Source organism: Nocardia jinanensis, from assembly GCF_014645735.1.
GTDB classification, from domain to species: Bacteria; Actinomycetota; Actinomycetes; order Mycobacteriales; family Mycobacteriaceae; genus Nocardia; species Nocardia jinanensis.
The window spans coordinates 50,980-68,772 of sequence record NZ_BMMH01000009.1 but is presented as its reverse complement, the minus strand read 5'-3'; the positions used below and the strand labels follow the sequence as shown (position 1 = coordinate 68,772).

20 protein-coding genes and 1 pseudogene are annotated in these 17,793 nt (G+C 67.8%); 5 read left to right on the top strand and 16 right to left on the bottom strand.

The features are described from left to right. Position 1 precedes the first annotated feature (1 nt). A complete protein-coding gene (locus tag IEY68_RS21135; RefSeq protein WP_058857004.1) occupies positions 2–499 on the bottom strand; it encodes a YbaB/EbfC family nucleoid-associated protein in 498 nt (165 codons plus the stop codon). A gap of 19 nt (positions 500–518) precedes the next feature. Beyond that, positions 519–839: a hypothetical protein gene (locus tag IEY68_RS21130; RefSeq protein ID WP_058857005.1), complete on the bottom strand. Its 321-nt coding sequence runs from the start codon at positions 837–839 to the stop codon at positions 519–521. Positions 840–1,146: 307 nt separating this feature from the next. On the opposite strand from IEY68_RS21130, the gene dtd reads away from it, so the two are divergent. Beyond that, positions 1,147–1,590 (top strand): D-aminoacyl-tRNA deacylase, encoded by a 444-nt coding sequence (gene dtd, locus IEY68_RS21125; protein ID WP_058857006.1) that lies wholly within the window; start codon positions 1,147–1,149, stop codon positions 1,588–1,590. Positions 1,591–1,728: 138 nt separating this feature from the next. On the opposite strand, the gene map is transcribed toward dtd, so the two are convergent. From map to rpsH, 9 genes are all read right to left on the bottom strand, one after another. After that, entirely contained in the window at positions 1,729–2,529 is an 801-nt protein-coding gene (map, locus tag IEY68_RS21120; RefSeq protein WP_058857007.1) for a type I methionyl aminopeptidase, read from the bottom strand. Between the two features lie 52 nt (positions 2,530–2,581). Further along, complete coding sequence (locus IEY68_RS21115) at positions 2,582–3,142, bottom strand: adenylate kinase (protein WP_039822471.1); 561 nt, start codon at positions 3,140–3,142, stop codon at positions 2,582–2,584. After that, positions 3,139–4,461 carry a preprotein translocase subunit SecY gene (secY, locus tag IEY68_RS21110; RefSeq protein ID WP_058857008.1) on the bottom strand — a complete coding sequence of 441 codons (1,323 nt, stop codon included), beginning with the start codon at positions 4,459–4,461 and terminating at the stop codon, positions 3,139–3,141. The genes IEY68_RS21115 and secY overlap by 4 nt, the downstream gene beginning before the upstream one ends. A 166-nt stretch (positions 4,462–4,627) precedes the next feature. Then, complete coding sequence (gene rplO / locus IEY68_RS21105; protein ID WP_058857009.1) at positions 4,628–5,071, bottom strand: 50S ribosomal protein L15; 444 nt, start codon at positions 5,069–5,071, stop codon at positions 4,628–4,630. A gap of 1 nt (position 5,072) precedes the next feature. Beyond that, positions 5,073–5,252 (bottom strand): 50S ribosomal protein L30, encoded by a 180-nt coding sequence (gene rpmD, locus IEY68_RS21100; RefSeq protein WP_058857010.1) that lies wholly within the window; start codon positions 5,250–5,252, stop codon positions 5,073–5,075. A 1-nt stretch (position 5,253) separates the two neighbouring features. Next, positions 5,254–5,901, bottom strand: coding sequence for a 30S ribosomal protein S5 (gene rpsE, locus IEY68_RS21095; RefSeq protein ID WP_058857011.1), 648 nt, complete (start codon positions 5,899–5,901; stop codon positions 5,254–5,256). A gap of 46 nt (positions 5,902–5,947) precedes the next feature. Then, positions 5,948–6,355: a 50S ribosomal protein L18 gene (gene rplR, locus IEY68_RS21090; RefSeq protein ID WP_058857012.1), complete on the bottom strand. Its 408-nt coding sequence runs from the start codon at positions 6,353–6,355 to the stop codon at positions 5,948–5,950. A gap of 2 nt (positions 6,356–6,357) precedes the next feature. After that, positions 6,358–6,894, bottom strand: coding sequence for a 50S ribosomal protein L6 (rplF, locus tag IEY68_RS21085; RefSeq protein ID WP_058857013.1), 537 nt, complete (start codon positions 6,892–6,894; stop codon positions 6,358–6,360). A gap of 15 nt (positions 6,895–6,909) precedes the next feature. Continuing rightward, the gene (rpsH, locus tag IEY68_RS21080; protein ID WP_014981717.1) at positions 6,910–7,308 is read right to left on the bottom strand and encodes a 30S ribosomal protein S8; all 399 of its coding nucleotides are present in this window, start codon (positions 7,306–7,308) and stop codon (positions 6,910–6,912) included. A 255-nt stretch (positions 7,309–7,563) separates the two neighbouring features. Here rpsH and IEY68_RS21075 point away from each other — a divergent pair, with 255 nt between their 5' ends. Next, complete coding sequence (locus IEY68_RS21075) at positions 7,564–7,896, top strand: hypothetical protein (protein ID WP_058857014.1); 333 nt, start codon at positions 7,564–7,566, stop codon at positions 7,894–7,896. 98 nt (positions 7,897–7,994) lie between these two features. On the opposite strand, the gene IEY68_RS36350 is transcribed toward IEY68_RS21075, so the two are convergent. Both IEY68_RS36350 and IEY68_RS36345 read right to left on the bottom strand, forming a co-directional pair. Beyond that, the gene (locus IEY68_RS36350; protein ID WP_373292997.1) at positions 7,995–8,810 is read right to left on the bottom strand and encodes an MSCRAMM family protein; all 816 of its coding nucleotides are present in this window, start codon (positions 8,808–8,810) and stop codon (positions 7,995–7,997) included. Positions 8,811–9,011: 201 nt separating this feature from the next. Continuing rightward, positions 9,012–10,469, bottom strand: a pseudogene (locus tag IEY68_RS36345) (MFS transporter); the annotation flags it as partial. A gap of 348 nt (positions 10,470–10,817) precedes the next feature. On the opposite strand from IEY68_RS36345, the gene IEY68_RS21065 reads away from it, so the two are divergent. Next, on the top strand, positions 10,818–11,954 hold the full coding sequence (locus IEY68_RS21065) for an alkaline phosphatase family protein (protein ID WP_058857045.1): 1,137 nt from the start codon (positions 10,818–10,820) through the stop codon (positions 11,952–11,954). A gap of 72 nt (positions 11,955–12,026) precedes the next feature. On the opposite strand, the gene IEY68_RS21060 is transcribed toward IEY68_RS21065, so the two are convergent. Beyond that, positions 12,027–14,009: a TPM domain-containing protein gene (locus IEY68_RS21060; RefSeq protein ID WP_058857015.1), complete on the bottom strand. Its 1,983-nt coding sequence runs from the start codon at positions 14,007–14,009 to the stop codon at positions 12,027–12,029. Positions 14,010–14,167: 158 nt separating this feature from the next. Between IEY68_RS21060 and IEY68_RS21055 the strand changes: the two genes are divergently transcribed. Continuing rightward, entirely contained in the window at positions 14,168–15,535 is a 1,368-nt protein-coding gene (locus IEY68_RS21055) for an acetamidase/formamidase family protein (protein ID WP_058857046.1), read from the top strand. A gap of 37 nt (positions 15,536–15,572) precedes the next feature. Beyond that, positions 15,573–16,400, top strand: coding sequence for a class I SAM-dependent DNA methyltransferase (locus tag IEY68_RS21050; RefSeq protein WP_229718896.1), 828 nt, complete (start codon positions 15,573–15,575; stop codon positions 16,398–16,400). Positions 16,401–16,478: 78 nt separating this feature from the next. Here the strand turns inward: IEY68_RS21050 and IEY68_RS21045 are convergent, their stop codons facing one another. Continuing rightward, positions 16,479–16,814, bottom strand: a complete 336-nt coding sequence (locus IEY68_RS21045) for a hypothetical protein (protein WP_058857016.1) — start codon at positions 16,812–16,814, stop codon at positions 16,479–16,481. A 494-nt stretch (positions 16,815–17,308) separates the two neighbouring features. Then, positions 17,309–17,716 carry a hypothetical protein gene (locus IEY68_RS21040; protein ID WP_058857017.1) on the bottom strand — a complete coding sequence of 136 codons (408 nt, stop codon included), beginning with the start codon at positions 17,714–17,716 and terminating at the stop codon, positions 17,309–17,311. Positions 17,717–17,793 lie beyond the last annotated feature (77 nt).

Sequence of the window (17,793 nt, the reverse complement as noted above, 5' to 3'; positions counted from 1 at the left end):
TTCACCAACTGGAGTCGGTGGCCGCCCCGCCCCGCCCCCGGCCGGTCTCCGCGTCGCCGGGCGGGCGCCCGCTGCCGTCGGCAACTGTCCGGTGCGCCGCGGCAGTGGGCCGCGCGGTGGAGGCCGCGACTCGTCCGGGCACTTCGAGATCGGCCAGGCCTTCCACCAGATCGGAGAGTTTCGGCATCCGCGAGCGCTGGATATCCAGCGGAGACATCAGATCGGTGGTCTTTTCCGCGATCCGTTCACAGGCCCGCTGTGTCGCCTCGACCACCGCTTTCGCGATCTCCTGATAGCTCAGCTCGTCGATATCGTCAGCGAATTTCACGTCGATCACCGTGTTGTCGGCGTTCACGGTGACCGTGACCTTCTTGCCGCGGGCGGTAGCGCGGGCGGTCAGTTCTGCGCGCTGCTGCTGGATGCGCGCGATGGTGCGCATCTGTTCCTGCACACCGTCCATGATCGAGGCGAGTTCGGCCTTGGCCTGTTCGTTGGTCATAGTCGCGCGGCCGCCCCGGTCAACGCAGGCCGTCGCGGTTGCCGTCTTCCATATCCTGCAGGTAGTCCGCGCTCTCGACCTGACCGTCGTGGAACTGGCCCATGGTGCCGGCGACATTGTTCGCGCTGTCGATCAAGTTCTTCTTCGACGGCACATATCCATTGCCGTCCTGGCCGTTGGCGAAGGACAGGCCCAGCGAATCATCGCCCCAGGGTGCGCCGCGGCCGTTGATACTGGTCTCGAGCCTGCCGATGACACCGTTGATCCGGTCCCGGACCCCACCGGTGCGCTCGGCGGCCGCGCGAAAAGCCTCGTCGTTGTAATCGACCCTGTCGCCCATATGTCCACTCCTCCCGCGCGTGCCGGACCTCCCCGTACCGGCGGAACTCCCTTGCCATCGACCATGGCAGCCGGGAGCGAATCCGGAATGACGCCGGTGTGAATAGGAGCTTCCCCGCCGGTTGCGGGCAGGAGAGGTGCTGGCACAGAGGGATATCGGCGGGCCGGGACAGGAACCGGGATACGCCGGAGACAGACCAGAGAATATCCACACTGGTCCGAGGTACGCCCACTCCGCTTCCCGCTACCGGTGAATCCGCTCCACCCGCGCGCGCCCGGCATCCGGCGAGACGGCAAGATCGACCGGTATGCGAGCCCTGCTACAGCGCGTGACCTCGGCCCGGGTGAGTGTCGGCGACGAGGTGGTCGGCCGGATCGATCCGTCCGGCAGCGGTATTCGCCACGGCCTGCTGGCACTCATCGGAGTCACCCATACCGATACCGAGACCACGGCGCGCACGATGGCCGAGAAGATCTGGCGGTTGCGGATATTGGAGGGCGAGCGCAGCGCGGCGGATCTGTCCGCCCCGATCCTGGTGGTCAGTCAGTTCACGCTCTACGCCGATACCCGCAAAGGCCGGCGCCCCTCGTGGTCGGCGGCGGCACCGGGCCCGATCGCCGAACCGCTGGTCCATCTCGTCGCCGAAACCCTGCGGCAGTCCGGTGCCACGGTGGCCGGTGGCCGTTTCGGGGCACATATGGAAGTGGAACTCACCAACGACGGCCCGGTAACGGTCATGCTCGAGCTCTGATCGGGCCTACCGCCGTACTCATCGGAACAGCAAGCGAGCGGTACGCGTCGCGGCTTCGACCACGGCGCCCGCACGCGGCCGCATCCGGCCCGGCCGCCTGTGCGCCCACAGCCCGAAACCGGCCGCAGGGGGTGTGGACTATTCGGGGCGCACCGTGAGAATCCGCGGCCCGTCCTCGGTCACCGCGACCGTATGCTCCCAGTGCGCGGCCCGCGAGCCGTCGCTGGTCACCACGGTCCAGTCGTCGTCGAGCACTTTGGTGTCGTGGGTACCCAGGGTGAGCATCGGCTCGATGGCCAGCACCGAGCCGACCACCAGCCGCGGACCCTTGCCCGGCTCGCCCTCGTTCGGCAGGAACGGGTCGAGATGCATCTCGCGCCCGATCCCGTGCCCGCCGTATCCGTCGACGATGCCGTAGGACCGGCCGTGCTCGACCTCGGCCGCGCGGGTCCCGAGTTCGATGGCATGCGAGATATCGGTGAGCCGGTTGTCCGGCACCATGGCCGCGATACCGGCCACCATAGATTTCTCGGTGGCCTCACTGAGCAGCCTGTCGGCCGCGATCAGAGCACCCACGCCGAACGTCCACGCGGAATCACCGTGCCAGCCGTCCAGGACCGCTCCGCAGTCGATGGACACCAGATCGCCCGGCGCCAGTACCTCGGTTTCGGTCGGGATCCCGTGCACCACGCGATCGTTCACCGACGCGCAGATGGAGGCGGGAAAGCCGTGGTAGCCCTTGAAGGAGGGCACCGCACCGGCGTCCCGGATCACCTGTTCGGCGACCCGGTCCAGTTCGAGAGTGGAAACCCCGGGCGCGGCGGCCGCACGGACCGCGACCAGTGCGCGGCCGACCACGGCACCGGCCGCCGCCATGGCATCGAGCTCACCGGCGCTGCGGAACGGGACTACCTTCTTGCTCTTTCGACCGAAGACCATATCGGGTCAGTTCTCCATCGCCGAAGGATTGTCGCCGGACCTGGATGCGGGACTAACCGGTCGTCGCATTGCGGCCCAACGCCTCCAGGGCTCGCGCGTTGACCTCGTCGACCTCACCGACACCGTCCACCGAGACGACCAGGCCGTCGTAGTAGTTCAGCAGCGGCTGGGTCTCGTCACGGTAGATCCGGAGCCGGGTACGAATGGTTTCCTCGTTGTCGTCGGAGCGGCCCCGGGCCAGCATCCGATCGACCACCGTGTCCTCGGACACCACGAAGCACAGCACCGCGTCGAGTTCGCTACCCAGATCGTCGAGGATCTTGGCGAGCGCGTCGGCCTGATCCACAGTGCGGGGGTAACCGTCGAGCACGAATCCACGCGCGGCGTCCGGCTCGGCCACCCGGGACCGCACCATACGGTTGGTGACATCGCTGGGCACGAGTTCGCCCGCGTCCATGTAGCGCTTCGCCTCGAGGCCGAGAGGAGTCTGCTCGCTGATATTCGCGCGGAAGAGATCGCCCGTAGAGATATGTGGTACGCCCAGCTTCTCCGACAGCAAGACGGCTTGAGTGCCCTTGCCCGCTCCCGGCGGTCCGAGTAGTACGACTCTCACTTGAGGAACCCTTCGTAATTGCGATTCATGAGTTGGCTTTCGATCTGCTTCACGGTGTCCAGGCCGACGCTCACCATGATGAGTACGGCGGTGCCACCGAAGGGCAGATTCTGCGCCCCACCGGAGGAACCGATATCGAGGAACAGATTCGGCAGTACAGCGACCAGACCGAGGTAGATGGAGCCGGGCAGGGTGATCCGGCTCAGTACATAGGTCAGATGGTCGGCCGTCGGCTTACCGGGGCGGTAGCCCGGGATGAAGCCGCCGAACTTCTTCATTTCGTCGGCGCGTTCCTCCGGGTTGAAGGTGATCGCGACGTAGAAGTAGGTGAAGAAGACGATAAGGGCGAAGTAGATCGCGATGTACACCGGGTTGCCGGGGTTCACCAGGTACTTCTGGATCGCCTCTTGCCACCAGCTGGGATCGGTGGCCGTGCTCGACCCGGTGAGCTGAGCGATCAGGTTCGGCAGGTACAGCAGTGAGGACGCGAAGATGACCGGGATGACGCCGGCCTGGTTCACCTTCAGCGGCAGATAGGTCGACGAACCGCCGTACATCTTTCGCCCGACCACGCGCTTGGCGTACTGCACCGGAATCCGGCGCTGGCCCTGTTCGACGAAGATGACGGCCACGATGATGAGCAGCGCGGCCACACAGACGAGGCCGAAGACGAGGCCGCCGCGGCTGTCCAGGATCGATTTGCCCTCGGTCGGGATACGGGCGGCGATACCGGCGAAGATCAGCAGCGACATACCGTTGCCGACGCCGCGTTCGGTGATCTGCTCACCGAACCACATCACCAGGGCGGCACCCGCGGTCATCACCAGGACGATGATGATCATCCCGAAGATGCTGGTATCGGCCAGGATGTCCTGCTGGCAGCCCTGCAGCAGCTGACCGCGCGCGGCCAGCGCCACCAGACCGGTGGCCTGCAGGATCGCGAGCGCGATCGACAGATAGCGGGTGTACTGCGTCATCTTGGTCTGGCCGGCCTGGCCTTCTTTGCGCAGTTCCTCGAACCGCGGGATGACGACGGTCAGCAGCTGGACGATAATGCTCGCTGTGATGTACGGCATGATGCCGATCGCGAACACCGAGAGTTGCAGCAGCGCACCACCGGAGAACAGGTTGATGAGCTGGTAGATACCGGCGGAGTCACCACCGGAGACCAGGTCGATACATTCCTGAACCGCCCTGTAGTCGACCCCGGGCGATGGTAGCGCGGCGCCGAGGCGGTACAGCGCGACCAGCCCCAGCGTGAAGAGAATCTTCCGCCGCAAGTCCGTAGTCCGGAAGGCCGTAACGAAGGCGGAAAGCACAGATCCTCCTGGCGAACGACATGGTCAGGCCATGGAATTTTTCAGCGTGTCCCGGTCGGAAATCGCCGAACCCATGACGGGTCTTGGCAGACAACACTTGAACTCTAACAGTGACGCCGGACGAGCCTGCACTCGTCCGGCGCCGCTGCCGTCGAAACGGCTGACGTCAGCCCAGTTCGGTGGCGGTGCCACCGGCGGCGGTGATCTTCTCCTTGGCGGAGCCGGAGAACTTGTCCGCACTGATCTGAACGGCGACGGAGATCTCGCCCTCGCCGAGCACCTTGACCAGCTGGTTCTTGCGGACAGCGCCCGCCTCGACCAGCTCGGCCTTGCCGATGGTGCCCCCCTCGGGGAACAGCTCGGCGATGGCGCCCACGTTCACGACCTGGTATTCCACCCGGAACGGGTTGGTGAAGCCCTTCAGCTTCGGCAGCCGCATGTGGAGCGGCATCTGCCCGCCCTCGAACGAGGCCGGCACATTCTTACGCGCCTTGGTGCCCTTGGTGCCGCGACCCGCGGTCTTACCCTTGGAACCCTCACCGCGACCCACTCGGGTCTTATCGGTCTTCGCGCCCGGAGCGGGACGCAGATGATGCAGTTTGATGGTCATGTCAGACCTCCTCAACAGTTACGAGGTGGCGCACGACATTGATCAGACCGCGATTCTGCGGGTTGTCCTCCCGGACCACCGTCTTACGGATACCCCGCAGGCCCAGGGTCCGCAGGCTCTCACGCTGATTCTGCTTGGCGCCGATCGAGCTCTTGATCTGGGTCACCTTGAGATCTGCCATATCAGACTCCTTGTCCGGCACGGGCACGCAGCATGCCCGCGGGAGCGACGTCCTCGAGCGGCAGACCGCGGCGAGCCGCGACCTCTTCCGGCCGCTGCAGCATCTTGAGCGCTGCGACGGTGGCGTGGACGACATTGATCGCGTTATCGCTACCGAGCGACTTGGCCAGGATGTCGTGGATGCCCGCGCATTCCAGTACGGCACGCGCGGCGCCACCGGCGATCACACCGGTACCCGGGGAAGCCGGACGCAGCATGACCACACCGGCCGCCGCTTCGCCCTGCACCGGGTGGGTGATGGTGGAGCCGATCATCGGGACGCGGAAGAAGCTCTTGCGCGCTTCCTCGACACCCTTCTGGATGGCCGCGGGAACTTCCTTGGCCTTGCCGTAGCCGACGCCGACCAGACCGTTGCCGTCGCCCACGATGACCAGAGCGGTGAAGCTGAAGCGCCGACCACCCTTGACCACCTTGGAGACACGGTTGATGGCTACGACGCGCTCGAGCTGGTTCTTCTCGGCCGGGTCGTTACGGCGGTCGCCGCCCCGGCGGTCGCCGCCACCCCGGCGGTTGTCGCGACCCCCGTCGGGGGCGTTGGAATTCGGTCCGGCGGGTCCGCTTCCGCCGTCACGCCGCTGACGTCCCGGCATCAGACGTTCCTTCCGTTCACACAGGTATGTGCAGTCATGGTGGTCATCAGAACTTCAACCCGCCTTCCCGAGCGGCATCGGCGAGCGCCGCGATACGACCGTGGTAGTCGTGGCCGCCGCGGTCGAACACCACGGCCTCCACACCGGCGGCCTTGGCGCGCTCGGCGATCAGTTCGCCGACCTTCTTGCCCTTGGCGGTCTTATCGCCTTCCAGCGCCCGCACATCGGCCTCGATGGTCGACGCCGAAGCGAGGGTACGACCGGCGGAGTCGTCGACGAGCTGTGCGTGCAGGTGCCGCGCGGAGCGGTGCACGATCAGCCGCGGACGCGCGGTGGTGCCTTCGATCTTCTTGCGCAGGCGGAAGTGGCGACGAGTCTTCGACAGCCGCCGGCGAGTGGAAGCATCCTTGCCCAGCGGAATGCGCTTGGCCTTCTGATTCTCGGTTTGCGCCATGATCACTTACCCGTCTTTCCGACCTTGCGGCGAACGACCTCACCGGCGTAACGGATGCCCTTGCCCTTGTACGGGTCGGGCTTGCGCAGACCGTGGATGACCGCCGAAATCTGGCCGACCTTCTGCTTGTCGATCCCGGACACGGAGAATTTGGTGGGCGATTCCACCGCGAACGTGATGCCCTCGGGCGCCTCGATCGGCACCGGGTGGCTGTAGCCGAGGGCGAACTCGAGGTTGCTGCCCTTCTGCTGCACGCGGTAGCCGACGCCGAAGATTTCCATCTTCTTCTCGTAGCCCTGGGTGACACCTGCGACCATATTGGCGATCAGAGTCCGGGTCAGGCCGTGCAGCGAGCGGCTGCGCCGTTCGTCGTCGGGGCGGCCGACCACGAGGCGGCCGTCCTCCTGTGCGACGGTGATCGGCTCGGCGATGGTCAGCGACAGCTGGCCCTTGGGGCCCTTCACCGCGACATCCTGGCCGTTGATGGTCACTTCCACGCCCGCGGGAACCGCGACGGGATCTTTGCCGATACGCGACATTGTCCGTACCTCCCTTTACCAGACGTAGGCGAGGACTTCCCCGCCCACTCCCTGCTTGGCCGCCTGACGGTCGGTGAGCAGGCCGGTCGACGTGGAGATGATCGCCACGCCGAGGCCGCCCAGGACCTTGGGCAGGTTGGTGGATTTCGCGTACACGCGCAGACCCGGCTTCGACACGCGGCGCAGACCCTGCAGGCTGCGCTCCCGGCTGGGGCCGTACTTGAGGTCGACGACGAGGCTCTTGCCCACGGTCGCGTCCTCGGTGCGGTAATCGGCGATGTAACCCTCACGCTTCAGGATCTCGGCGATATTCGCCTTGAGCTTCGAATGCGGGGCCTTCACCTGATCGTGGTACGCCGAATTGGCGTTGCGCAGACGTGTCAGAAAGTCTGCGATCGGATCGGTCATGGTCATAGTTCGACCTCGACACCTTTCTCGCTGCGGTTCCCATACAACACCTGCGCCAAGGGCGCCGGCCGTGGGCCTACAGCAATTCGGCTGGTCCGGACGGCAGTCACCGCCGGATGAGTTCGTATCGCCCGGGGGCCCACGTGGGGGGCCGCCCATGGGCACAGAAGTGCCCTGGCAACCGGTCTAGTGTAGGAGCTGGCTCGAGTACGACAAAATCGGGCCCGTGAACTGCCTGCGTAACCCGGTATTCTGGCCTGCATGACAGAGAAGGGGAACCTCGGCGCGCGGGTCAGCGCGCTCGAGGGGGAAGTCGGGGAACTCAGGGAGCGGGTGCGGCGAACCGAGCAGGACGCCGCGGCCGCGCGGGTACTGGCCGGGGGCGCGGATCGGGACGTTTCCGAGATAAGGGCCGAGATCCGCGACTTCCGTGAGCAGAACCTCCGGTTGCACAACGCGACCAGGGAAGACATCACCGATATACGCGGCAAGCTCGATCTGCTACGCGGCAAGCTCGATCTGCTCGCCACAGGTCAACAGCAGATCGTGAACCTGATCACTCGGGCGATCGACCGTAAGGCCGACGGCGGGTAGCGGCACACGCGGCGCCGGTACCGGCGTCACGATCCACCGACGAGAACAGGGGCCCGAGTCGCGACTCGGGCCCCTGTTACGCCACAGCGGGCGGCGACTCACCAGGAGCTGCGGTGCACTTCCGGCAGCTCACCGAACTCTTCGCGTTCGGCATCGTCGGAGCCGGCAGCCGGGCCGGTGACCGGTTCCGCACGCAGGTCCATATCGAGCCCTTCCACATCGTGCTCCCCGACGCGCACCTGAGCGGTAGTCGGCGCGTAGCCGGTCGCGACCACCGTGTAAGTGCCCTCGTCCAGGTTGCCGAACACATACGATCCGTCCGCACCCGTGGCCAGCGTCTCGATCACATTGCCGAGCGCATCGGTGAGCATCACCCGGGCCTCGGCCAGCGGCCGGCCACCGCCGCGCACCACACCCGCCACCCGTACACCCGGGCGCAGCAGTACCTCGAGCAGAGCGGTCTCCCGGCTGCTCACCTGCGCCGATACCGCAGTCGGGTGGAAGCCGAACGCGCTGACCGCCACCGTGAACTCGCCTTCGGGCAGACCCGCGAGGTCGAAACCACCGGAGGAGTCCGATTCCGCCGCGGCCAGCACTTCGCCGCGCATGTCCAGGGCGGTCACGGTCGCGCCGGGCACCGGGGTGCCGTCGCCGGTGCGGAGAACAGTGCCCGCGAGACTGGCCAGCGTGGTGAGCGTGACGTCGTAGGACACCGGATTGCTACCGAGAATCGCGGTGGAGGCGTCGGGGCGCCGGCCCTCGGCCGAGGCGATCAGCACATACGAACCGGGGGCCGGTGCCGCCAGCTCGTAGAAACCGTCCCGACCGGACAGAGCCCGGCCCAGCTGCTGCCCGGAGGGCGAGATCAGCGTGAGGGTCGCACCGGAGATCGCGATCCCCCGTCCGTCGTACACCCGGCCGAACAGGATCGAACCGCTACCACTCGGCTGCGGTGCAGTATCAGCCGAGGCATTCGCACCGTTGTGGCCCACCGCGGCGAACGTCGCGGGCTCCGGGGCGGCGTGCCGCGGAGCCGGTTCGGGTAGCACACCGTTGGTCACCGGTGATCCGGCCACGGCGTCGTCGACGACCCGCTCGGCTTCCACCGAGAGCCCGGCCGGGGCGGCCGGAGCCGCCTGCGCCATCGCGTGGACGGTTTCCGGTTTCGCGGCCGCCGCCCGTTTTGCGGTGGGGATGGTCAGCGCGATGATCGCCGCCGCGGCGGCCACACCGCAACCGATGAGGATGCCGACCTTGAAACCGTTCTCCGTGGGCACCGAGATCCCACCGGCGAAGCTGGTGCTCATCTCGGCCAGCACCGCGCCGATGGCCGCCGAGGCCACCGAGGTACCGATGGAACGCATCAGTGTGTTGAAGCTGTTGGCGGCCGAGGTCTCGGTGATCGGCACCGCGCTCATGATCAGCGCGGGCATGGCGCCGTAGGCGAAGCCCACGCCGAGGCTGATGATGATGGCACCGACCATCAGGCCCCAGGGCTTACCCATCAGCGGTACCGATGTGCCGTAGCCGGCCGCGATGATGACCGCGCCGAAGACCAAGGTGACCTTGGGGCCGGCCAGCGCGGACAGTTTCGCGCTCAGCGGCGAGGACAGCATCATCATGAGCCCGCCCGGCGCCATCCACAGACCCATCGCGACCATCGACTGGCCGAGGCCGTAGCCGGTGGCCTCCGGCAGTTGCAGCAGCTGCGGGAAGATCAGCGCCTGCGCGAACATCGACATTCCGATGACGATCGAAGCGGCGTTGGTCAGCAGTACACGGGGGCGCGCGGTGACCCGCAGATCGACCAGCGGATCACGCGACCGCAGCTCCCACACACCCCACAGCAGCAGCACCACGATCGCGGCGGCGAACAGGGAGATCGTGGTGCCACTGGTCCAGCCCCAGCTCGCGCCCTTGGAGACGGCCAGCAGCAGGCAGACCAGCGCGACGCCCAGACCGAGCGCGCCCAGTACATCGAACCGGCCGCGTTCGGCCCGGGGCGGAGTGGAGGGAACCACGGCGAAGATCAGCGCACCGGCCACCACGCCGAGCGCGGCGACACCCCAGAACAGGTACCGCCAGCTGCCGTATTCGACAACCGCGGCCGCCAGCGGCAGACCGAGCGCACCGCCGACACCGAGCGACGAGCTGATCAGCGCGATGCCCGAGCCGAGCTTGGCAGGCGGCAGCAGATCGCGCAGGGCGGCGATACCGACCGGGATCAGGCCCACACCCATCCCCTGCAGACCGCGGCCGATCAGCATCGGCCACAGCGACGAGGACACGGCACAGATCACCGAACCGATCACGAGTGGGACCACAGATCCCACCAGAACGGGCCGCTTGCCGAGAAGGTCACCGAGCCGGCCCGCGACCGGAGTGGTGACCGCGCTCGCCAACAGGCTCACGGTCACCACCCAGGTCGCGTTCGAGGGTTCGGTATCCAGGATCTCCGGTAGCTGCCCGAGCAACGGCATCACCAGGGTCTGCGTCAGCGACGCCACGATCCCGGCGAATGCGAGCACCGCCAGTACCGCCGCGGGGCGGACGACGGGTTCGGGTTTGGTCACGAGCGTGCTCCTCGATAAGTGAACGATCGACCGATGTGCATAATACACATAACATGCATGATGCAATCTAACCAATTCGCCGGGGTAAACATTTCGTGCCGCCCAGCCGCAGATCAAAACGTTTCGCCTCGGGGGATCCACCGCGCCGCCCCCCGACTCTGGGCCGGGCCCGCCATGTCACCGAGCGGACGGCACGCCTCGGACGGACACCACTGATGCCGTCTGCCCGGCACCGACCCGAGCGGTACCCGGACAGTGGGCACCAGCGGTATCGGCGCCCGCCGAACACCGCCCCGGCCGACCCCGCATTCCGTCCCGGATCGGCTGGAATACTGCACCATTGGGACTGTGCAGTACACGCTCGCCGATCTCCTGCCGTCCGTCGCCGCGTCGTTCGGGATGGATACGCCGAACCCGCTGGCGCTCGCACCCAACCGTGATGTGGTGGTGCTGCTGATCGACGGATTGGGTGCCGAACTACTCGATCGCCACCGCGATATCGCGCCCACCCTGGCAGGCCGGGTCCACGCCACACTCACCGCCGGATTCCCGGCGACCACCGCGACCAGCCTCACCAGCCTGGCCCTGGGTGCTCCCTGCTCCGCACACGGCATCATCGGCTACAGCTTCGCCGTCCCGAGCGCCGACGGTATCCGATTGTTCAACTCGTTGCGCTGGCGTTTCGACTCCGCGACCGGCGACGACGCCCGCGACAGCTACCCGCCCGAAACGGCACAGCCGGAAACGAGTCGCCTGCAGGATCTCGCCGCGCACGGCGTGCAGGTCCACTATGTGGTCCCGGAGTATCAGCGCCGCTCGGGCCTGACCCGGGCTTCCTTCCGAGCGCCGGGCACCCTGCACCCCGCCACCACCCTCGCCGAGGTACGCGCCGGAATTCTCGAGGTCGCCCGGCATCAGGACACCGGGCCACGGTTCGCCTACGCCTATTTCCCCGACCTCGATTCGACCGGGCACCTGCACGGGCCCGAATCACCCGAGGCACTGGCGGTATTGCAGGATATCGACGCGTTCGCAGCCGACCTGCTCACCGATCTGCCGCACACCTGCACTCTGCTCGTCACCGGCGATCACGGAATGATCCACACGGACAATGTCATCGACCTCGACGCACGCGAAGTACTCCAACGCGGCGTACGCCTCGTCGCGGGCGAGGCCCGGGTCCGCCATATCTATCTCGAACACCCCGCCGCCGCGGCCGATGCGCTCGATACCTGGCGGGCCGAACTGTCGGCGCACGCGCGCGTCGTGAGTCGCGAACAGGCGCTGGACGAGCACTGGTTCGGACACACCCCACCCGGCCCGGTGATCGCGAACCGGATCGGGGATCTCGTCGCCGTCGCCGAAGGCCGCACCGTGCTGGTGCGCCCGGAAAGTGAACCACTGGAGGCAGCGATGATCGGGCATCACGGCGCCTGGACACCGGACGAACAACTGGTGCCGCTCATCGCCCCACCCCCGGAGTGAGCCGTGCCGACTGCTCACTCCCCACGCCCGGCGCGAAACGACAACGCACCGGTAGCCCGGCGCGGTGTTGCCTCAGAAACGTCCGCCGCGGCTGACCCGCCGCGATCCACCCGACCCGCCGAAGGATGCCGCCCGGTACCCGCCGCGGCGACCGCGGCCGCCGCCGAATCCACCGCCCGTTCCGCCGCGCAGCATGCTGTCGATCAGGATGCCGCCCAGGATCGCGCCGGTCTGCGCCGTACCCGGCGGTGGTCGGCGAACCTCCCAGGTCTGGACACCGGCCTGCGCTTCCTGGAGCGCACGACCGCCGAGATCGGCGGCCGTGCGGGCATGGTCGAGCGCGGCGGCCGGGTCCTCGGTACGCAGTCGCTGGGCCTCATCGAGGTGGCGCTGGGCCTCCGACAGCCGGGTACGGGGCGTCGCGTCCACCGCACCACGGCGAGTGGCGATGAAATCACCTGCCATCCGGACCCGGGTGGCCGCGTCGGCGAAAACCCGGTCCAGCCGGCGGGTCAGATCCTCGGCGGCCACTTTCCGGTCGCCGGCCGCGGCCAGCGCGCGATCCAGCGCCCCGTCGGCGGCGACCGCGTCGTGATAGACCCCGAGCGGGTCGGCTTCGGAAGTGGTGCCGGCGCTCTCCAACGCGGTTCGCGCGGCGGCGACGGCCGTCTCCAGTTCCGGTCCGCCGTGTTCGGTGAGTTCGCCGGCGGCGCCGAGATCACCGCGCAACTCGTCCAGCACGGCGGGCAGACCGTCCCGCGCCTGCTGGATATGCGCCGCCGCGCCGTCCACGGCGTCGAGCAGGGTGCGCGCCTGCCCGATCGCACCCTCGGCCGCCCGGATATCGGCGACCGCGCCACCCTGTTCGCCCACGGGCCGGGCGATTTCCCGGCGACCGTCCCCCACGCACCCGTCGGCGAAGGCGATACGTTCCCCGGCCATGGTGACGTTGTCGGAGATCGGCGCCAGCACACTGGCCGGATGCGCACCCGCCAGCCGTGTCAGTTCGGCCTCCGACGCCGGAATCCGGCCGGTGAGGTCGACGATATCGCGGGTCAACGCGTCCAGCCGGGGCCCGGCATCGATGAGGAGATCGCGCATGGCGTCGAATTCGGCCACGCGGGCGTCGAGTTCGCGGTCGGCGTGACCGGCGGTGGTGATGAGATCGATCAGCAGTGTGCGCTGTTCGTCAGGTGTCTCCGGGACGGCGTCGTCGAGCTGCTGGCGTATCGCGAACGCTTTCGCGGTGGCGGCTCGCGCGTTCTCCAGCGCGGCGCGGAAGGGCAGCACCGCTGTGCCCCCGAATTCCCCGGCGGCCAGTTCCAGTTCCTCGGCACTGGTCCGTACGGCGTTGTCGAGCTCGACGAGAACCTCCCGCGAACGCGTGTGCAACGCCTCGAGCGGTAGTGCCGCGAGCGCGGCGGGGTCGGTGGGATCGGTCTCCCGGGCCTGTGCGAGTTCGGCCCGGTCGCGGGCCCGCCGCCGATAGCGCTGATACAGCAGCAGACCTGCCGATACGAGCACGATCAACGCACCGATGAGCAGGACCGGTCCCGTGCTCACCCCGCCCCCGCTCATCGCCGAGTCGATACCCTCGGCCGCGGCCACGCCCGCATCGGCCCACCGGTCGTCGCGCAGTGCGGGTTCTACCCGGTCGGTGAGGATCCGGTCGACCTCGGATTCGCTCACCCCGCTGGGCAGCTCACCGTCGAAGGCGTAGGCGCGATCGCGGGTGGCCACCGCGAGCAGCAGATCCCGGTCACCGAATCCGGATTGCCGCGCGGTCTGCGCGGCCCAGTCCTGCGGGCTGTCACCGGCGAAATCGCCCACGTAGGCGACCCAGAGTCGCACCTTGTGAGCGGCGTAGAGGGTATCGACCGCCGCGCGCACACGCTCGGCGCCGGCGCGGTCGAGAGCTCCGGCCGAATCGGTGACGTAGGTGTCCATCCGGGTGGGCTGCTCCGCCGTAGCGCCCGGCGCCGCCACCGCAGCGGCGAGCGCGAGACCGAGCACGAACCACGCGACCCGGCGGAGCGGATTGTTCGAGGTCGGCATGCCACGAATGTAGCGTGCGCGTGTCCGCGGGCCGGCTGTCGCGGCGTGCGGTCCGCCACGATTTCACGGTGAACAGTCACCGATACGAATAAGAAACACCAGTGAAATCTTGTCTCGATAACTTCCGGACGCTCGACCAGATCGAACCGGAGGCACCGATGACCGATTTCCTCGCGCGCGAAGCAGCCGAGACCCTGACACGCGGCCTGGGCAGGCGGGGTTTCCTCCGTGCGGCGGCCGCGGTCGGCGCCGTGGGAGCCGCGGCCGCCACGACCGCCTGCACCGCGGACACCCCGGCGAATACGGTCGCCACCTCCTCGCCCGCGCTGCCGTTCAGCGGTGGCGTGCCGATCTTGCAGCCGGGTCGGGGCGATATTCCCGGTGACCACTACCTGGGGTCCGAAGTGGACCAGGTGCTGTGGGGTTACGTGCCCAACATCCACAGCAAAGAGGTGCTGCGGATGAAATCGGGTGAAACCGTCACCATCGACGCCGTCTCGCACGAGGGGATCCTCGAGGACCAGGGCCGCGATCCGCTGGAGTACTTCGGTTCGAAGGGTGTCGCGAAAGGCGATGTACTCGCCGACGCGATCGCCATCGCCGAGGGCTACGATCGCACGCCCCGCGATTTCGACAAGGACGGCCCGCATATCGTCACCGGTCCCGTTTTCGTCGAGGGCGCGCGGCCGGGCGATGTGCTGAAGATCGAAACCCTCGACGCGGTCCCCCGGGTGCCCTACGGCGTGGTGTCGAGCCGGCACGGCAAAGGCGCACTGGCCCGGACGGCGAACGGTGCGGCACCGGCCGGAATCTCACTGGACGAGGTGATGCCGCCGGTCGCCACGGACCGGCGGCCCACCGGCGACCCGCGCGACTACGGCAATGTCTCCACCTTCACCGCCATCGAAGAAGGCCTGGGCGTGATGCCCTTCGGTGACGCGAAGGTCCGGTTCCCGCTGCGGCCCTTCATGGGCATGATGGGCGTGGCGTTCTCCCCGGACGCCGACCCGAAAGCGGCCTCCGCCAACTCTGTTCCCCCGACTCGCGGCGGCGGCAATATCGATATCCGGCTGCTCGGCGCCGGTTCGGCCTTCTACCTGCCGGTTTTCGCCGAGGGCGCGCTGTTCTACGTGGGTGATCCGCATATGGCCATGGGCGACGGCGAAGCCGCGCTCACCGCTATGGAGGGTTCACTGCGCGGCACCTTCCGCTTGACCGTCTGTAAACCCGGTTCCGGGGACGCGCCCGAGGTCGCCTATCAGTACCCGTTCGGCGAAACCGACGAGGCGTGGATCCCCATCGGCCTCTCCGACCCCGACGGATCGCAGAACGGCCAGTCCAGCGATCTGAATGTCGCCATGCGCCGCGCGGTGGTCAATGCGCTCGATTTCCTCGAAGACGAGAAGGGTATGGATCGCGCCACCGCCTACGCCTACCTCTCCGCGGCGGCGGATTTCACGGTGTCCCAGGTCGTGGACCGCACGGTCGGCGTGCACGGCCAGATCTACAAATCCCATTTCGCCTGACAGCGAAGTACCCGGCAGCCCGAACACAATCGGTCGATTGCCTGATGCCCCGGCACGGACCGGCGGCCCGGCCCGGCAGCCGGCGCCGTATATCGGAAGCGTCGATGGCGAGGTGGTACGGGCTCCCGGAATTCCATTGCGCGAACCCCGCCGCGCCCCGCAGGATGTGGCCATGCCGACCTTCGCCGATTTCGACCGTCGCCACTATCGGACGGTCGACGTCGCCACCGGCTACGACGGATGGGCACCCACCTACGAGCGGACCGTCCTCGACGATATGGATCTCGCGCTGCTCGACCGCCTGCGCCGGCCGGTATGGCCGGAGCTGCGCCGGGTGGCGGACCTGGGTTGCGGCACCGGCCGCACCGCGGCCTGGCTACGCGAGCGCAGCACGGCGCGTATCGACGGTATCGACCTCAGCGAGGGCATGCTGGTACACGCCCGTGAGCGCGGTGCGCACGCCGAACTGACGCACGGCGATGTCCGGGCGACCGGCTTCCCCGGCGCCACCTACGATCTCGTGATCTCGTCACTGATCGACGAACACCTGCCCGATCTCGCCCCGTTCTATGCCGAGGCGCGCAGGCTGGCTGCCCCGGGCGGTGCTTTCGTCCTGGTCAGCTACCACCCGCAGTTCATGATGGTCACCGGCATGCCCACTCACTACACCGGTCCCGACGGCGAGCCCTTGGCGATATCCACCCACCTGCACACCGTCGGCGACCATGTGACGGCCGGAATCGCGGCCGGATGGCAGCTCGCCGAACTCATCGAGAGCTCGATCGACGATGCCTGGATCGCCGCGAAACCCAAATGGGCCGAGCTGCGCGGACATCCGTTCACGATGGCATCGGTCTGGGTCTGACCGGCCCGACTGCCCGCGAGCGCCGAGTTCCCGGCATCGCCCGGCCGGCGAACGTCCCCGGCCGGGCAATGGCACGGATCAGCGGGTAACAGTCACGCTGATACCCGGCGGCGCCGCGATCGGCTCGTCGATGATGACCGACAGGGTCGATCCCGGCTGGTCCGCGGCGCGGCCGGCGTAGACGGTGATGCTCTCGCCGAGGCGCTGTTCGGCTTCCGGGGTGAAGTTGGGCGGCAACGCGCCCAGAACGGGTCCGAGGTTCAGTTCCTCGATCGCCCGAGCCTCCGCATCGGTGAGGTTCACAGTGACCGCTTCAGCGGATCGATCCACGGACAGGGCCGAAGCCGGACCGCTACCGAGAACGAGACAGCCGGCCGAGGCGGCGAGGACGGTCAGTGGAAGATGGAATCTCACGGAATATCTCCTATGTGTGTGTCGATTGCATTGTCCGATCGGCTCTTTCGCCGTTGCCGGCGGCGGACGACGGGACCCGGCCGAAAGATGGACCGAGGATCCGAGCCGAGGGTGAGAAGGGCTGTTTTCGTTCGGCGGGTTCCTTTCTGCGGTACCCGGCGCCGCGAAGACCGTGCGCCTCGCCGGACGCATCCACCGACGCCTCCCTGGTGCGCGAAGGCCGCCCCCGGTGCCGGTCGTAGCACGAAGCGCTGCGCGACCGAGCCGAACCGGCTCGTTACCCGAGGACCCATGCGTCGCAGCGGGCACGGACGCAGTGGTGGCCTCCGGCCGCGACCCGCTCGCCCGCATCCGGCGTTGCGCAGACGCCCGTGACCACCCGCGACAGGCGCATCACATCAGCGCCCGCGCCTTTGTTTCCGAATCGCACGGCCTCGGGCGGGGCAGCTTTCACCGGGCGGCGGGCAACTCCCTACCGATACGGCGTGGGTCTGTCATCTCCGACAGACGCAGAGGCGCAGCAGGATTCGCCCTCCGGCCGCGCCGGAAGCGGGCGCGGGTAGGCCCATCCGCGGCCTGCGGCGCGCCGAATCCAGCAGCCCCACAACGAGTCCGAGGAACACCAGCGCAACCGGCCACAGATCGTCGAACCGGGGGCGCGGTACGGCGGCACGCACGCAGGCATAGCGGCAGTGCACGGACTGCCCGCCGGTCTCGCCGGGCCGCTCGACCTCGGTCTCGGCCGAATTGTTCGCCGCGACAATGGAGAACACGAGCGAGACGTATGTGGTCTCCCGCGGGTCGACCATCTGGCCGTCGCGGACCTCCAGCGTCAGCACCACCGCGGCGAAAACGAGCACGAGTACCCGCAGCAGCTGCGGCGCTCGCGCGAAATGCCTCACAGTCGCCGATACTAACCGACGATGTTTGTGCCCGGTTTATCCGGTTCTCTTCGTGACTGGGAACGAATTCGACTATG

Bases quoted from the DNA above. Each gene is read 5' to 3' on its own strand.
- dtd (WP_058857006.1), top strand. From the start codon at position 1,147: ATGCGAGCCCTGCTACAGCGCGTGACCTCGGCCCGGGTGAGTGTCGGC.
- map (WP_058857007.1), bottom strand. From the start codon at position 2,529: ATGGTCTTCGGTCGAAAGAGCAAGAAGGTAGTCCCGTTCCGCAGCGCC.
- IEY68_RS21135 (WP_058857004.1), bottom strand. From the start codon at position 499: ATGACCAACGAACAGGCCAAGGCCGAACTCGCCTCGATCATGGACGGT.
- rplR (WP_058857012.1), bottom strand. From the start codon at position 6,355: ATGGCGCAAACCGAGAATCAGAAGGCCAAGCGCATTCCGCTGGGCAAG.
- rpsH (WP_014981717.1), bottom strand. From the start codon at position 7,308: ATGACCATGACCGATCCGATCGCAGACTTTCTGACACGTCTGCGCAAC.
- IEY68_RS21060 (WP_058857015.1), bottom strand. From the start codon at position 14,009: ATGCCGACCTCGAACAATCCGCTCCGCCGGGTCGCGTGGTTCGTGCTC.
- IEY68_RS21075 (WP_058857014.1), top strand. From the start codon at position 7,564: ATGACAGAGAAGGGGAACCTCGGCGCGCGGGTCAGCGCGCTCGAGGGG.
- IEY68_RS21130 (WP_058857005.1), bottom strand. From the start codon at position 839: ATGGGCGACAGGGTCGATTACAACGACGAGGCTTTTCGCGCGGCCGCC.
- rpsE (WP_058857011.1), bottom strand. From the start codon at position 5,901: ATGCCGGGACGTCAGCGGCGTGACGGCGGAAGCGGACCCGCCGGACCG.
- IEY68_RS21055 (WP_058857046.1), top strand. From the start codon at position 14,168: ATGACCGATTTCCTCGCGCGCGAAGCAGCCGAGACCCTGACACGCGGC.
- rplO (WP_058857009.1), bottom strand. From the start codon at position 5,071: ATGACCATCAAACTGCATCATCTGCGTCCCGCTCCGGGCGCGAAGACC.
- rpmD (WP_058857010.1), bottom strand. From the start codon at position 5,252: ATGGCAGATCTCAAGGTGACCCAGATCAAGAGCTCGATCGGCGCCAAG.
- rplF (WP_058857013.1), bottom strand. From the start codon at position 6,894: ATGTCGCGTATCGGCAAAGATCCCGTCGCGGTTCCCGCGGGCGTGGAA.